The organism is Kosakonia sp. S42 (genome assembly GCF_016624785.1).
GTDB lineage: Bacteria > Pseudomonadota > Gammaproteobacteria > Enterobacterales > Enterobacteriaceae > Kosakonia > Kosakonia cowanii.
The window spans coordinates 15,440-28,705 of record NZ_JACVTW010000040.1 but is presented as its reverse complement, the minus strand read 5'-3'; the positions used below and the strand labels follow the sequence as shown (position 1 = coordinate 28,705).

At 55.2% G+C, this 13,266-nt stretch carries 12 protein-coding genes; 7 read left to right on the top strand and 5 right to left on the bottom strand.

The window, feature by feature from the left end; all coding sequences use genetic code 11:
* Positions 1-90: 90 nt before the first annotated feature.
* Positions 91-681, bottom strand: a complete 591-nt coding sequence (locus IAE50_RS23305) for a nitroreductase family protein (RefSeq protein ID WP_054804557.1) — start codon at positions 679-681, stop codon at positions 91-93.
* A gap of 510 nt (positions 682-1,191) precedes the next feature.
* Between IAE50_RS23305 and IAE50_RS23300 the strand changes: the two genes are divergently transcribed.
* A complete protein-coding gene (locus IAE50_RS23300) occupies positions 1,192-2,526 on the top strand; it encodes a sensor domain-containing diguanylate cyclase (RefSeq protein ID WP_200581452.1) in 1,335 nt (444 codons plus the stop codon).
* A 10-nt stretch (positions 2,527-2,536) separates the two neighbouring features.
* Here IAE50_RS23300 and IAE50_RS23295 read toward each other — a convergent pair whose 3' ends face one another.
* Genes IAE50_RS23295 through IAE50_RS23285 form a run of 3 tightly spaced genes read right to left on the bottom strand, consistent with a single transcriptional unit; the run spans position 2,537 to position 5,253 of the window.
* Positions 2,537-3,679: a PLP-dependent aspartate aminotransferase family protein gene (locus tag IAE50_RS23295; RefSeq protein ID WP_042713277.1), complete on the bottom strand. Its 1,143-nt coding sequence runs from the start codon at positions 3,677-3,679 to the stop codon at positions 2,537-2,539.
* Between the two features lie 10 nt (positions 3,680-3,689).
* On the bottom strand, positions 3,690-5,060 hold the full coding sequence (locus tag IAE50_RS23290; protein WP_200581451.1) for a pyridoxal-phosphate dependent enzyme: 1,371 nt from the start codon (positions 5,058-5,060) through the stop codon (positions 3,690-3,692).
* The gene (locus tag IAE50_RS23285; RefSeq protein ID WP_200581450.1) at positions 5,035-5,253 is read right to left on the bottom strand and encodes a hypothetical protein; all 219 of its coding nucleotides are present in this window, start codon (positions 5,251-5,253) and stop codon (positions 5,035-5,037) included. Before IAE50_RS23285 ends, IAE50_RS23290 begins: the two co-directional genes overlap by 26 nt.
* A gap of 202 nt (positions 5,254-5,455) precedes the next feature.
* Between IAE50_RS23285 and IAE50_RS23280 the strand changes: the two genes are divergently transcribed.
* The 5 genes from IAE50_RS23280 to IAE50_RS23260 all read left to right on the top strand — a co-directional run bounded on the left by IAE50_RS23280 (position 5,456) and on the right by IAE50_RS23260 (position 10,430).
* Complete coding sequence (locus IAE50_RS23280) at positions 5,456-6,478, top strand: methionine ABC transporter ATP-binding protein (protein ID WP_200581449.1); 1,023 nt, start codon at positions 5,456-5,458, stop codon at positions 6,476-6,478.
* Positions 6,471-7,139: a methionine ABC transporter permease gene (locus IAE50_RS23275; protein WP_042713275.1), complete on the top strand. Its 669-nt coding sequence runs from the start codon at positions 6,471-6,473 to the stop codon at positions 7,137-7,139. The genes IAE50_RS23280 and IAE50_RS23275 overlap by 8 nt, the downstream gene beginning before the upstream one ends.
* An 18-nt stretch (positions 7,140-7,157) precedes the next feature.
* The gene (locus IAE50_RS23270; protein WP_076769153.1) at positions 7,158-7,970 is read left to right on the top strand and encodes a MetQ/NlpA family ABC transporter substrate-binding protein; all 813 of its coding nucleotides are present in this window, start codon (positions 7,158-7,160) and stop codon (positions 7,968-7,970) included.
* Positions 7,971-8,126: 156 nt separating this feature from the next.
* Positions 8,127-9,308, top strand: a complete 1,182-nt coding sequence (locus IAE50_RS23265) for an acetyl-CoA C-acetyltransferase (RefSeq protein ID WP_200135178.1) — start codon at positions 8,127-8,129, stop codon at positions 9,306-9,308.
* A gap of 441 nt (positions 9,309-9,749) precedes the next feature.
* The gene (locus IAE50_RS23260) at positions 9,750-10,430 is read left to right on the top strand and encodes an oligogalacturonate-specific porin KdgM family protein (protein WP_200581448.1); all 681 of its coding nucleotides are present in this window, start codon (positions 9,750-9,752) and stop codon (positions 10,428-10,430) included.
* Between the two features lie 296 nt (positions 10,431-10,726).
* On the opposite strand, the gene IAE50_RS23255 is transcribed toward IAE50_RS23260, so the two are convergent.
* Positions 10,727-11,902, bottom strand: a complete 1,176-nt coding sequence (locus tag IAE50_RS23255) for an oligogalacturonate lyase family protein (RefSeq protein WP_200581447.1) — start codon at positions 11,900-11,902, stop codon at positions 10,727-10,729.
* 496 nt (positions 11,903-12,398) lie between these two features.
* Between IAE50_RS23255 and kduI the strand changes: the two genes are divergently transcribed.
* A complete protein-coding gene (gene kduI / locus IAE50_RS23250; RefSeq protein ID WP_094422984.1) occupies positions 12,399-13,235 on the top strand; it encodes a 5-dehydro-4-deoxy-D-glucuronate isomerase in 837 nt (278 codons plus the stop codon).
* The last annotated feature ends 31 nt before the right edge of the window (positions 13,236-13,266 follow it).

Here is a 13,266-nt window from a genome sequence, read left to right as displayed (position 1 = left end):
ACGCGTAGGCCGGATAAGCGCAGCGCCATCCGGCATTTTGCCGTTGTGCAGGTGCCGGATGGCGGCTTACAGCCTTATCCGGCCCACGGTTTATCTGGCGACAATAAATCGCTTCTCGTCGTCGATAAACGTCTTCTCCTCCGCGGGCGCGAGGATGGCACCAAAATTCATCTCGGCGCGTAACGTCCAGCTCTCGGGAATATTCCACGTGGCGCGCACATCGGCATCAATCAACAAGTGATAATGCTGCAAATTGGCGCCAATTTGCTTATCCGCCAGCGCCAGCCACACCGCGTATTGCGCAATGCCGCTGCTCTGCTCTGACCAAACCGGGAAGTGCTCGGCATAGGCAATATACTGGCGTTGCAGGTGGCTCACCACCTCCTGATCCTCAAAAAAGAGCACCGTGCCGGCCGCCGCACTGAAACCATCGAGCTTATCGGCGGTGGCGTGAAAACTTTCCGCCGGGATCACATTGCGCATCTGCGCGCGCACCAGCTCCCAGAAGCGTTCATGCTCATGATCAAGCAGGATCAGCGCGCGTGAAGTTTGCGAATGAAACGCCGAAGGTGCCTGGCGGATCGCCTCCTTGATCGTGGCGATCGCCTCTTCGTGCGATACCGGCAGATCTTTCCCCAGCGCGTAGATCGAGCGGCGCGCTTTCGCCAGCGCAAGAAACATCTCCACGCGCGGAACGAGGGTCTGTACGTTGAATACCGTTTCCAGCAACGCTTGCGGCGCTACGGCGGGCGGCGTCACCTCTGTACGGGCGATAGTCGACTTCAATATTTGCTGAAACGGATCCATAAACAGCGCTCCTGTTCTGAGCTGTAACGGTGAAAATAGCAAAGTTATCTCAACACACGCCGATAAGATTCCATTCAGCAAATAGATGAAAGAAAGCGCGGTATTTAACGCCGCCTTGCGCGCGCGTGCTCAGCGAAAAGGTTAACGGAGTTATTTGCCGTCAGCTATTATTATCCGTCGTGGCGAACGGAGCCCTTTTCCCGATAAAAAAAGGCGCTTCTGACGCTTTTTTTTACGCAAATTTGTGGCAGACCATCTTCTCTTTCATCCTGCATTTGTGCAGTGTAGAGCCTATGGCAAGTATTTATGCAGTCAATGATTCACCCCTTCATCACCTTCTCCAGCTGTTATTGAGCGCATAGTAGGTCATGCGGAACCAATGAAATGAATAATGATAAAAAAGAGCACGATCACAGGGATGAAGAGATCAGCCATCTGTTTGAATTATTAAATAATAATTCAGACTGGGTCTGGGAAGTGGATGCACAAGGGCGTTATACCTGGTCGTCAGACGTGGTGACGGATCTCCTGGGTGTTTCCCCGGAAGAGGTGATTGGCAAAACGCCTTTCGATTTTATGCCGCCTGGCGAAGCCGAGCGCGTTGCGGGGGCATTTGGTGCCATCGTGGCAGAGAAGCGCGCCTTTTCCGGGCTGGTCAACCGCAACCAGCGCGCCGATGGCGGCATTGTGGTGCTGGAGACCAGCGGCGTTCCGCTTTTCGATGAGCAGGGCGAGCTGCGCGGTTATCGCGGCATCGACAGAAATATCTCCAACCTCGGCGAACGTGTGCTGCAACTGGAGACCATTTACGACACCACCGCCGTGGCGCTCTGCATGATCGACAGCCGCGGGCATCTGGTGATGTTCAACAAAGCGATGGCGAAACTGCTCGGCGACAGCGCGCCAAAAGATACCCATTGCCACTTTAAGCAGTTGATGCCGGAGTTCTGGCCCTTCTTCGTTGCCGATTTTGCCTTAGCAAAAGCGGGCGGTGTGCCGCCGTCGCGCGAGCTGAGCTGGCATGATCGCAGTTACGATATCCAGGCGGTGCCGGTGCGCGATGCGATGGACATTGTGGTCGGGTTGTCGGTCACCTGGGTTGATATCACCGAGCGTCGCCTGGCGGAGCAGAAGCTGGCGAACGCCAATAAGGTGTTGCAGCAGTATGCCCAGCACGATCACCTGACCGGGCTGTTTAACCGCCGCTATATGGATGAGCGCCTGTTGCAGGAGATTAACCGCGCGTTGCAGGAGGGGTTCCCGCTCTCGGTCTGCCTGGCGGATATCGACTATTTCAAATACTACAACGACTCGCAGGGCCACCAGGCGGGGGATGACTGCCTGCGGCTGGTCGCCACTACGCTGACCTCGGCGCGCCTGCGCAGCAACAACAACGTCAGCCGCTACGGCGGGGAGGAGTTTTTAATTATCCTGCCCGGCACCAGCCTGGCGCAGGCGATGCGCGTCGCCGAAGGGGTACGGCATGATATCAGCGCCCTCCGGCGTCCGCACGCCGCCAGTCCGACCGGCTTTTTGACCATCAGCATCGGCGTCGCAACCCTGCAAAGCGATCTCCTGCCCCTTGATGAAAAACCGCTGCATATGATTGCCAGCGGGTTAATTCACCGGGCGGATACTGCGCTCTACGCCGCGAAAAAGCAGGGCCGCAACCAGGTGGTCTCTGCCAGAGATATGCCTACCACATCGCAGGGCGCCTGACGGCGCTCTGTTACGACAGCGCCTGTTGCCAGTCGGCAATCAGATCCGCTTCATCCTCAATCCCCACCGATAAACGGATAAGCTGCGGAGTGATGCCGTTTGCCAGCCGCTGTTCGAGCGGAATGGAGGCGTGCGTCATGCTGAAAGGCTGGCTCACCAGGCTCTCTACGCCGCCGAGGCTCTCTGCCAGCGTAAACAGCTTCAGCTTCTGGATGATCTGCGTCGCGCGCGGATCATCCCCTTTCACCACCACCGAGATCATGCCGCCCGGCAGCGCCATCTGTTTGCGCGCCAGCTGATAGTGCGGGTGTGACTCCAGCCACGGGAACCACACTTTTTCAACCTGCGGATGCTGCTCCAGCCAGCGGGCCAGTGCCAGCGCGTTACTGCTGTGGCGCTCAACGCGCAGGGACAAGGTGCGGATACCGCGCAGGGTCAGGAAACTACTAAAGGGATCGAGCACGCCGCCGACCGCGTTTTGCAAATAGCCCAGCTTCTCGGCAAGCGCCGGGTTATCGCCCACCACCGCGAGGCCTGCGACCACATCGGAGTGCCCGTTAAGGTATTTGGTGGCGGAGTGCACCACAATGTCGAAGCCCAGTTCAAGCGGGCGATGGATCACCGGCGAGGCAAAGGTGTTATCCGCCACGCTCAGCACATTATGGCGTCTGGCGATGGCCGCAACCTGTTGCAGATCGACCAGCTTCAGCAGCGGATTGGTCGGTGTCTCGACCCAAATCATCCGCGTTTCAGGGCGGATCGCCGCTTCCAGCCCGGCCAGATCGTCCGGTTTTACCCAGCTCACCTCAAGCCCGGCGCTGCGCCGACGCACGTTTTCGATCAGGCGATAAGTGCCGCCGTAAACATCATCAATCGCCACGATATGGCTACCGCTATCCAGTAGCTCCAGCACCGTAGAGATCGCCGCCAGCCCGGAAGCAAAAGCGTAGCCACGCGTTCCGCCCTCCAGCTCGGCTATCGCCGTTTCCAGCGTGTGGCGGGTGGGGTTGCCGCTGCGCGAATACTCATACCCGGTATGCTGCCCCGGCGCCGGTTGCGCGAAGGTGGAGGTGGCGTAAATCGGCGGCATCACCGCGCCGTGTTGGTCGTGAAAAACGCCGCTGTGGACGCTCTGCGTAGCCAGTAATTTCATCTCGTGTTCCTTATTGTTCCAGTCGATTACGCCAGGTTGTTAAGACATCGCTGCGGGTTATCAGGCCGACAAAGCGGCCGTTATCGGTGATCACCACCACCAGACCGCGATCGAAAATGTCACGCATGGCGCTTTCCGGCGCGTGTTTATCCAGCACTTCCAGATTGCGGGTCATCGCCGCCTTCACCGGCAGGGCGAAGCGCTCGCTGTCGCCCTGCACATGGCTTATCAGATCCCACTCATCAACCAGCCCGACAAGCTGGCCATTTTCCAACACCGGGAGCTGCGAAATGTCATACAGCCGCATGCGCGCCAGCACCGTTGCAAGGCTGTCGTCGGGCGAGGCGGTCACCGTTGCGCCTTCGTCATGGCGAAGCGCAATAAAGTCCGTCAGATCGCCCTGCGACGGGCGCGTCAGCAAACCCTGCTGGCGCATCCAGTCATCGTTGAACATTTTTGAGAGGTATTTATTGCCGCTGTCGCAGGCAAAGGTGACCACCCGCTTCGGCGAGGTTTGCGCCTGGCAGTAGCGCAGCGCCGCGCTCAGCAGCGTGCCGGAGGAGGAGCCCGCAAGAATGCCTTCTTGTTGCAGCAGCAGGCGCGCGGTGGCAAAGGCCTCTTTATCGCTAATACGAAACGCCTGACGCACACCGTTGAGCTGCGCCAGCGGCGGGATAAAGTCTTCGCCGATCCCCTCTACCAGCCACGCGCCGGGTTCGCCGTAGCGCCCCGTCTCCACCTGGTCGGCAAGAATGGAGCCTGCCGGATCGGCGAGCACAAATTCGGTGTCGGGAGAGTGTTCGGCAAACCATGCCTGCAACCCGCCGAGTGTCCCGCCAGAGCCGACACCCACCACAATGGCATCAATTTTCCCCTCCAGTTGCGCGAAGAGTTCCGGCGCGGTAGAGGTGGCATGCGCCAGCGGGTTAGCAGCGTTATTAAACTGGTCGATATAGAACGCGCCCGGGGTCTCGTCGGCGAGACGGCGCGCATAATCCTGGTAATAAGCCGGATGGCCTTTGTTCACATCGGAGCGGGTGATCACCACCTTCGCCCCCAGCGCGCGCAGGTGGAAAATCTTCTCGCGGCTCATTTTGTCGGGCACCACCAGCACCAGCGAGTAGCCCTTCTGCGCGGCGATCAGCGCCAGCCCAAGGCCGGTATTGCCCGCCGTGGCTTCGATAATGGTTCCGCCCGGTTTCAGCGCGCCTTGCCGCTCAGCTTCAGTGATCATCGATAGCGCGACGCGGTCTTTTATCGAGCCGCCGGGGTTCTGGTTTTCCAGTTTTAAAAACAGTTCGCACGGCCCGGTCGGTAATTTGTGCAGTTGCAGCAGCGGTGTATTACCAATTAATTCAGTTACTGAATGAGAAAGTGACATAACCCATTTGCTCGCTAATCAGGGAAGTGAGCGGATGATAGGTCTCTATTTTTGCGTGTTTAAAGAATCTTTGTTTGGTATTTAGAACGAATGGAAATATAAAGCTCTGTTTAGCCATCAGGGCGGCAAGCCGTGCAGTCGTCTGGATGGTTATATTGCTAAAACGAGGCTTTTTTAGCGCTTTTTCACCCATTATCTTTACCTGTTCGCCGTCGTTATGCGTTTTTCGGCAATCTTATGCTGAATAAATTCTTAGTTTGCGACGCCGCGTTATAACGCTTTTAGCGCTTTCTGCTATATCTAATGTCTATTTGGTTATTTGTATTATAACGCTGGCTGATTATTATCATCTGGACATCCATACTGCTAAACCGCCAAACGGAAAATACCAACGCATGATCGTCCTCAGGAATATCTCCAAGATCTTCGACCAGGGAAAGGCATCGATTACCGCCGTCGACAACGTCAATCTGACGGTTGAGCAGGGGCAAATTTATGGAATTATCGGTTACAGCGGTGCGGGCAAAAGTACACTGATCCGCTTATTGAACGGGCTGGAAAAACCCACCAACGGCAGCGTGGTGATTAACGGTCAGGACATTGCCGCCGCGCGTGGTGAAGCCCTGCGCCAGGCGCGCCTGAAGATCAGCATGGTCTTTCAGCACTTCAACCTTTTATGGTCGCGCACGGTGAGCGAGAACATCGCCTTTTCCATGCAGATCGCCGGTGCACCGAAGAAAGCGATCAACACGCGCGTTGCCGAGTTGATTGAGCTGGTGGGGCTGAAAGGGCGCGAAAATGCCTATCCGTCGCAGCTGAGCGGCGGGCAGAAACAGCGTGTCGGCATTGCCCGCGCGCTGGCTAACAACCCCGATGTGTTGCTCTGCGATGAAGCCACCTCCGCGCTCGACCCGCAAACCACCGATCAGATCCTCGACCTGCTGCTCGATATCAATCGCCGCTTTAAGCTGACGATTGTGCTGATCACCCATGAAATGCACGTGGTGCGTAAGATTTGCGACCGCGTCGCGGTGATGGAAGAGGGCAGAGTGGTGGAAGAGGGCGATGTACTGCAGGTCTTTACCCATCCGCAGCAGCCGATCACCAAACAGTTTGTGCGCCAGGTGAGCCAGTATAAAGAAGAGGAAGCCTTTAATCCGGATCTGAACAGCGATCTCGACGGCACGGTGATTAAGCTGACCTTTACCGGCCACAGCACCCATCAGCCGATTGTCGGTGAGCTGACGCTGCGCTACGGCCTGCCGTTTAACATTCTGCACGGCAAGATGTCGCAGACGGCGCACGGCGTATTTGGGCAATTATGGGTGCACGTGGTGGCCACCCCGGAACAACTGAACAACATTCTTACCGATCTCGGCAAGAGCAACATTGAGAGCGAGGTCGTGACCCATGGCTGAATCACTTTTTCCGCACCTGAAATGGGAGCAACTCTGGGCTGCGACGCAGGAGACGCTCTATATGACGGCGCTTTCGGGCGCAGCAACCTTCGTGCTGGGCATTCTGCTTGGGCTGGCGCTGTTTCTCACCGCCCGCGGCGGGCTGTTCCAGAACCGTGCGCTCTATAGCGTCATTTCGATTCTGGTGAACGTCTTTCGCTCGATTCCGTTCATCATTTTGATCGTGCTGTTGATCCCCTTTACCAAGGCGATTGTCGGCTCGATTCTCGGTGCTAACGCGGCGCTACCGGCGCTGATTGTCGGCGCGGCACCGTTCTATGCGCGGCTGGTGGAGATTGCGCTGCGCGAAGTGGATAAAGGGGTGATTGAGGCGACGCGCTCGATGGGCGCGCGTCTCGGTACCTTAGTCTTTCGGGTGCTGCTTCCCGAATCATCGCCCGCGCTGGTCTCCGGTATTACCGTGACGCTGATTGCGCTGGTGAGCTACAGCGCCATGGCCGGGGTGATCGGCGCAGGCGGTTTGGGCAATCTTGCTTATCTGGAAGGATTCCAGCGGAACCATAACGACGTCACGCTGGTGGCGACGGTGACCATTCTTATCATCGTCTTCATCATCCAGTTCTGCGGCGACGTGATTACCTCTCTGTTAGATAAACGATAACTATTGGAAACCAACAACATGAAAAAGACACTGACACTGATTGCCGCAGCTACCCTCAGCGTGCTGAGTTTCTCCTCCTGGGCCGATACGCTGACCGTTGGCGCGTCTAACGTACCGCATGCGGAAATCCTTGAGCAGGCGAAGCCGATTCTGGCGAAGCAGGGTATCGATCTGGAGATCAAACCGTTCCAGGATTACATCCTGCCAAACACCGCGCTGGCGGGCCGTGAGATCGATGCCAACTACTTCCAGCACATTCCGTATCTGAACAGCGTGCTGAAAGATCACGCGGGCGACAAAACCTATGATTTCGTCAGCGCCGGTGCGATCCATATTGAGCCGATTGGTATCTACTCCAAAAAATACAAATCGCTGAAAGATCTGCCGCAAGGCGGCAAAATCATCATGCGTGACGCGGTCTCTGAAGAGGGGCGTATCCTCTCTATCTTTGAAAAAGAGGGCGTGATCAAGCTGAAGCCGGGCATCGATAAAGTGACTGCGCGCATCGACGATATCGTTGAGAACCCGAAAAAACTGAAGTTCCTGCCGAACGTTGAAGCTGCGCTGCTGCCGCAGATGTACAACAACGATGAGGGCGATGCGGTGGTGATCAACGCCAACTACGCGATTGATGCCGGTCTCGACCCGGTTCACGATCCGATTGCCGTCGAGAGCGGTGAAAATAACCCGTATGCCAACATCATTACCGTGCATCGCGGCGACGAGAAGAAGAAAGATATCGTGGCGCTGGTGAACGTGCTGCACTCAAAAGAGATTCAGGAGTGGATCCGCACCAAATACAAAGGCGCGGTTATTCCGGTAAACAACTAATCACCCCTGATGCGCGGCCGCTCTGGCCGCGCATCACTTCCTCTTCGCCCACCCCGTACAATTCCCTGTGATTAATCTCACCAATTTTAAACATCCCTGATAAACCTTTTTAACAATGCTCTACTATTGCCCGGTTCAGCCACCGTGGGGGTAGAGATGAAAGATGTGGTGATTGTCGGTGCCGTGCGCACGCCAATCGGCTGTTTTCAGGGGGCGCTGTCGCGTCACTCTGCCGTTGAGCTGGGCAGCGCGGTGGTGCAGGCGTTACTGGCGCGCAGCGGCGTACAGCCGCAGGATATCGATGAAGTGATTCTGGGCCAGGTGCTGACCGCCGGGGCCGGGCAGAATCCGGCGCGTCAGTCGGCGATCAAGGGCGGGCTGCCAAATACGGTTTCCGCTATCACCATCAACGACGTGTGCGGCTCCGGGCTGAAAGCGCTGCATCTCGCCTCGCAGGCGATACAGTGCGGCGAAGCCGACGTGATAATTGCCGGTGGCCAGGAGAACATGAGCCGCGCGCCGCATGTTTTAACCGATAGCCGCACCGGGGCGCAGCTTGGTAACAGCCAGCTTATCGACAGCCTGGTGCATGACGGGTTATGGGATGCATTCAATGATTACCATATGGGCGTCACGGCAGAGAACCTGGCGCGGGAATATGGCATCAGCCGCGAGCGCCAAGATGAGTGGGCGCTCAGTTCGCAACATAAAGCGCGAATGGCTATCGACTCCGGCCGTTTTCGCGACGAAATTGTCCCTGTACAGACGCAGAGCGCCGACGGCAAGCGTGTGCTGGTCGATACCGATGAGCAGCCGCGCACCGATGCCAGTGCTGAAGCGCTGGCGCAGCTCAGCCCGGCTTTTGAAACCAGCGGCTCGGTGACGGCCGGTAACGCCTCGCCGATTAACGATGGCGCGGCGGCGGTGCTGATGATGAGCGCGGAACGCGCAGAGGCGCTCAACTTACCGGTACTGGCGCGTATTCGTGCCTTTGCAAGCGTGGGCGTCGATCCGGCGCTGATGGGCATTGCGCCGGTTTACGCCATGCGGCGTTGCCTTGAGCGCGCTGGCTGGCAGCTGGATGATGTCGATCTGATTGAAGCCAACGAGGCTTATGCCGCGCAGGCGCTGTCGGTGGGCAAAATCCTTGAGTGGGATGAGAAGCGCGTCAACGTCAACGGCGGGGCGATTGCGCTCGGTCATCCGATTGGTGCCTCCGGCTGTCGCATCCTGGTGTCGCTGGTGCATGAGATGCAAAAGCGTAAGGCGCGTAAAGGGCTGGCGACACTCTGTATTGGTGGTGGCCAGGGCGTCGCGCTGGCGATCGAGCGTGACTAATCTTGCCCGCTTGATAATAACGCCCTCGCCCTGAGGGCGTTATTATTTGTGATCCTTCTCGCAGCTTATGTTTCAATAAAAATAAAACCTCCGCTATCCTGCCATAAGAATTAACGCAAACACCAAAAATAGCATTATCCCCTGCGTGACCATTCTGTTATCAACTGATAAGCCTGCTTATTAATTTTATTTGCATAAACTCCTGTACGTCTTTTTCTCTATTTAATGCTCTCTGTGTAAAACACAATAATAATTATGGGTTGTGATCTTAAACGCTTTTTTTAACCCTAAAGGGCAACTTTTATTGATGCTCGTCACGTGCTTTTACTTCGCTATTTTCTGTAGATATATTTACGATCCAGATCACTAAAATAAAGTTACTATAAAAATAAAATGCAATTCCATAAAAATGGAACATAATTTTAATTATTGAGGTGACTCATGTTTAAGAAAACTCTGGCCCTTGCTACCCTCCTTGGCGCGTCCTTCGCTTCGTACGCTGTTACCGTCGATCTGCGCCATGAATACATTGACAGTGGCTCCAACGCCGATCGCGTAGCCGTGTCGCATCGCTTTGATAATGGCCTGGGTTTTGGCGTTGAAGCGAAATGGAAATCGGGTGGCGATGACGCTGACAAGCCGTTAACAGAGATTGTCGGCAACGGTCATGAAGAGTCGATTAACTGGCGCTGGGCCGCGACCAAGAATATTGCGTTAACGCCAGGTTTTAATATTGAAAGCAAAGATACCTTCTCGATCTATAAACCCTATATTCATGCGCAATACAGCTTTGATAACGGCATCTATATTGCGGGCCGTTACCGTTATGAATATACCCGTAACCCGGATTCCAACGTTGTCGATAACAAAGTCAATAAATTCGATGCATGGGTGGGCTGGGCAATGGGCGACTTCCGCACCGAGCTGAACTATGTATATGCCAAGAGCACGGAAGATGTGGTGCGTGAAAATAATAAAAATTACTCCAACGAATATAACGCTAAGCTGGCGTACAAAGTTGATAAAAACTGGTCACCGTATGTCGAAATCGGCAATGTGGGCGTGAAAAATACCGACGAACGTCAGACCCGTTTCCGTTTGGGTGTCGCTTACTCTTTCTGAATCTCCGAATATCTTAAAAAACCCGGTGCCTGGCGCCGGGTTTTTTATGCCCATCATTCTTCGCGCCGCAGGTGCGTTGGCTTTCCAGTAGCACGAACCATGTAGGCCGGATAAGGCATCGCCGCCATCCGGCATGATTACCGCAGAGTTTATTGCCGGATGGCGCTTACGCTTATCCGGCCTACGGGTTCGATGCCGGAGTGTTGTGGAGCGCGAACTATAACGGGCATTAATAGCACCCAAAAAAAGGCCCTCCATAGGAGGGCAAGGCCAGTTACAGAAACACTCACTCAAATTCAGGGTTGCAGCAGGGTGCGCTGCTCGGGCAGTTTGGCGATATAGAGCGCAGGTTTGCCGTCTTTATCGGAACTGAACAGCACTGCGCTGTCATCCGGGGTAAACGATGGATGCGGATGCGTGACCTGGCGGCTATTGGCAAAGGTCGCCCAGGAAGTATCGTGACGCGCAACGCGGTAATACCCTTTCTGCGCCACATCAAACACATAGAGATAGGGGTCATTATCAATGGTGTAGCCGCCGGTATCCTTCACATCCACCGGCGTGCCGGAGCCATCACCGACCAGCAGCGTACCGTCAAAGTTACTCATCAAATGCGAGCAGGCCGGCATCGGCATAATCTCTTCATTCACGCCGCTCTCCGGGTTGTAGCGGGAGATGGTGCGCCCCTGTTCGCCTTTCAGGTAAGAGACATAGACCAGCGCCGAGCCGTTCGGCACCCAGAACTCATGGGTACAGCTCTCACCTTCAGCATGATCCTTCACCTTGCGCACGTTGCTGCCATCTTCATTCACCAGCCACATCCGCGCATCGACCAGATCGTGCGGGCCTTCATGGCAAAACGCCACGGTGTTGTCATCAAACGGGCGATAGATCGGGTGACCGAGCCAGATCTTCTCTTCATGAATCACCTTGCTTTCGCCAGTCTGTAAATCAACGCGCAGCAGGCGGCAGTGTGGCCCTTTATGGAAGAAGTCATGGAACAGCTGCCAGTCGTTGAGCGGCGTCCAGTCGCTGGCGGCAATCTCAATCCCGACCAGTTTGGTGCAGTCGCTGTTGGCGACCCAGGTACCGTAACCTACCCACTCGTCGGGGACACGGTAGATCTCGCGTTCAGCCAGCGTGTGCAGGTTAACTTCGCGCAGGGTGCGATCGTTTTTCACGTAGTAGAGCGCGCTGTCATCCGGCGAGAGAAAGCCGCCAAAAGTGTTATCGCCCGCGCCTTCGGTTAACTGCACCGCTTCGGCATTCTCAATATCCAGCAGATAGTAGTTCCAGTTGCCGTCAAACTCGCCGGCAAACAGCAGGTGGCTGCCATCGTTAAAGAAGCACTTTTGATAGAAGTAGTTGCGGTGACACGTCACCTCCGGAGGGGTTAAGCGGGTCACTTCCGCGCCGGTATCCGGATCGCGGCTCACTGCATAGTTGAGTTTTACCCGCATGCCTTTCGCCATTTTTCTCTCCTGTAGAGGGGCCGGCCGCCATGTTGCGTCCCCGCATGACCCCGTATCTGCTTAAGTTTAAAAATAGGATTTCAATTTATCAAAACATCGTTTCAATATGTGTGATTGCGGGCGCAATTTATAAGAAAATTATTACGAAGGGGCTTAACAGCGGTTCTGATATCACGGGCGTGAATAATGGGCTTTGATTTTAAACGAGAAATTTTGCTGCGAAGGTCAAATTTCAAAGATTGTTTTAACCTGTTGATTAATAGTAATTAATTAACATGAGCGGAACACTTCTGCGCCCCGTATCGCTTGTCAACGCTCAACAATCGTGATCCCACTTCCAGAACGGAAAATAACTAACATAAAAATTGAAACGTTGTTTTATATAAGATTGAAAACGTGTTTTAGCCGGGATAAGATGCAGCAAAAGTTGAAACGGAACACTGTTTCTCTGTTTCGTCTCAGGCCATTTTGCTGAACATTGATGTCGGAGGTAAGTGTGGAAGTCAGACAAAGCATCCACAGCGCGCACGCTAAAACGCTGGATACCCAGGGGCTGCGCAATGAGTTTTTAATCGAAAAAGTGTTCGTCGATGATGAATACACCATGGTTTACAGCCATATCGATCGCATCATCGTCGGCGGTATCAAACCGGTGGCGAAAAGTGTGTCGGTTGGCGGTGAAGTGGGTAAACAGCTGGGCGTCACCTATTTCCTCGAACGCCGCGAGCTGGGCGTTATCAATATCGGCGGCGCAGGCACCATTACCGTGGATGGCGAGATTTATGAAATCGGCCATCGCGATGCGCTCTATGTCGGCAAAGGGGCGAAAGAGGTGGTGTTCGCCAGCGTTGATGCGGCGAAACCGGCGAAGTTTTACTACAACTGCGCCCCGGCTCATACCACCTATCCAACCAAAAAAGTGACGCCAGCGGAGGTTTCCCCCGTCACCCTCGGCGATCCGTTAACCAGCAACCGCCGCACCATCAATAAGTACTTTGTGCCGGACGTGCTGGAGACCTGCCAGTTAAGCATGGGGCTGACCGAGCTTGCGCCGGGCAACCTGTGGAACACCATGCCGTGCCACACCCACGAGCGCCGCATGGAAGTCTATTTCTACTTCAATATGGAAGAGGATGCCTGCGTATTCCATATGATGGGCCAGCCGCAGGAGACGCGTCATATCGTGATGCAGAACGAACAAGCGGTGATTTCACCAAGCTGGTCAATCCATTCAGGTGTCGGTACGCGCGCGTACACCTTCATCTGGGGGATGGTGGGCGAAAACCAGGTCTTTGATGACATGGACCACGTCGCCGTAAAAGATCTGCGCTAATTGCGGGCAGCAAACACTCTGCCTGTCCGTG

Coding starts and splice junctions, on each gene's coding strand:
- IAE50_RS23305 (WP_054804557.1), bottom strand. CDS start 681: ATGTTTCTTGCGCTGGCGAAAGCGCGCCGCTCGATCTACGCGCTGGGG.
- IAE50_RS23300 (WP_200581452.1), top strand. CDS start 1,192: ATGAATAATGATAAAAAAGAGCACGATCACAGGGATGAAGAGATCAGC.
- IAE50_RS23295 (WP_042713277.1), bottom strand. CDS start 3,679: ATGAAATTACTGGCTACGCAGAGCGTCCACAGCGGCGTTTTTCACGAC.
- IAE50_RS23290 (WP_200581451.1), bottom strand. CDS start 5,060: ATGTCACTTTCTCATTCAGTAACTGAATTAATTGGTAATACACCGCTG.
- IAE50_RS23285 (WP_200581450.1), bottom strand. CDS start 5,253: ATGGGTGAAAAAGCGCTAAAAAAGCCTCGTTTTAGCAATATAACCATC.
- IAE50_RS23280 (WP_200581449.1), top strand. CDS start 5,456: ATGATCGTCCTCAGGAATATCTCCAAGATCTTCGACCAGGGAAAGGCA.
- IAE50_RS23275 (WP_042713275.1), top strand. CDS start 6,471: ATGGCTGAATCACTTTTTCCGCACCTGAAATGGGAGCAACTCTGGGCT.
- IAE50_RS23270 (WP_076769153.1), top strand. CDS start 7,158: ATGAAAAAGACACTGACACTGATTGCCGCAGCTACCCTCAGCGTGCTG.
- IAE50_RS23265 (WP_200135178.1), top strand. CDS start 8,127: ATGAAAGATGTGGTGATTGTCGGTGCCGTGCGCACGCCAATCGGCTGT.
- IAE50_RS23260 (WP_200581448.1), top strand. CDS start 9,750: ATGTTTAAGAAAACTCTGGCCCTTGCTACCCTCCTTGGCGCGTCCTTC.
- IAE50_RS23255 (WP_200581447.1), bottom strand. CDS start 11,902: ATGGCGAAAGGCATGCGGGTAAAACTCAACTATGCAGTGAGCCGCGAT.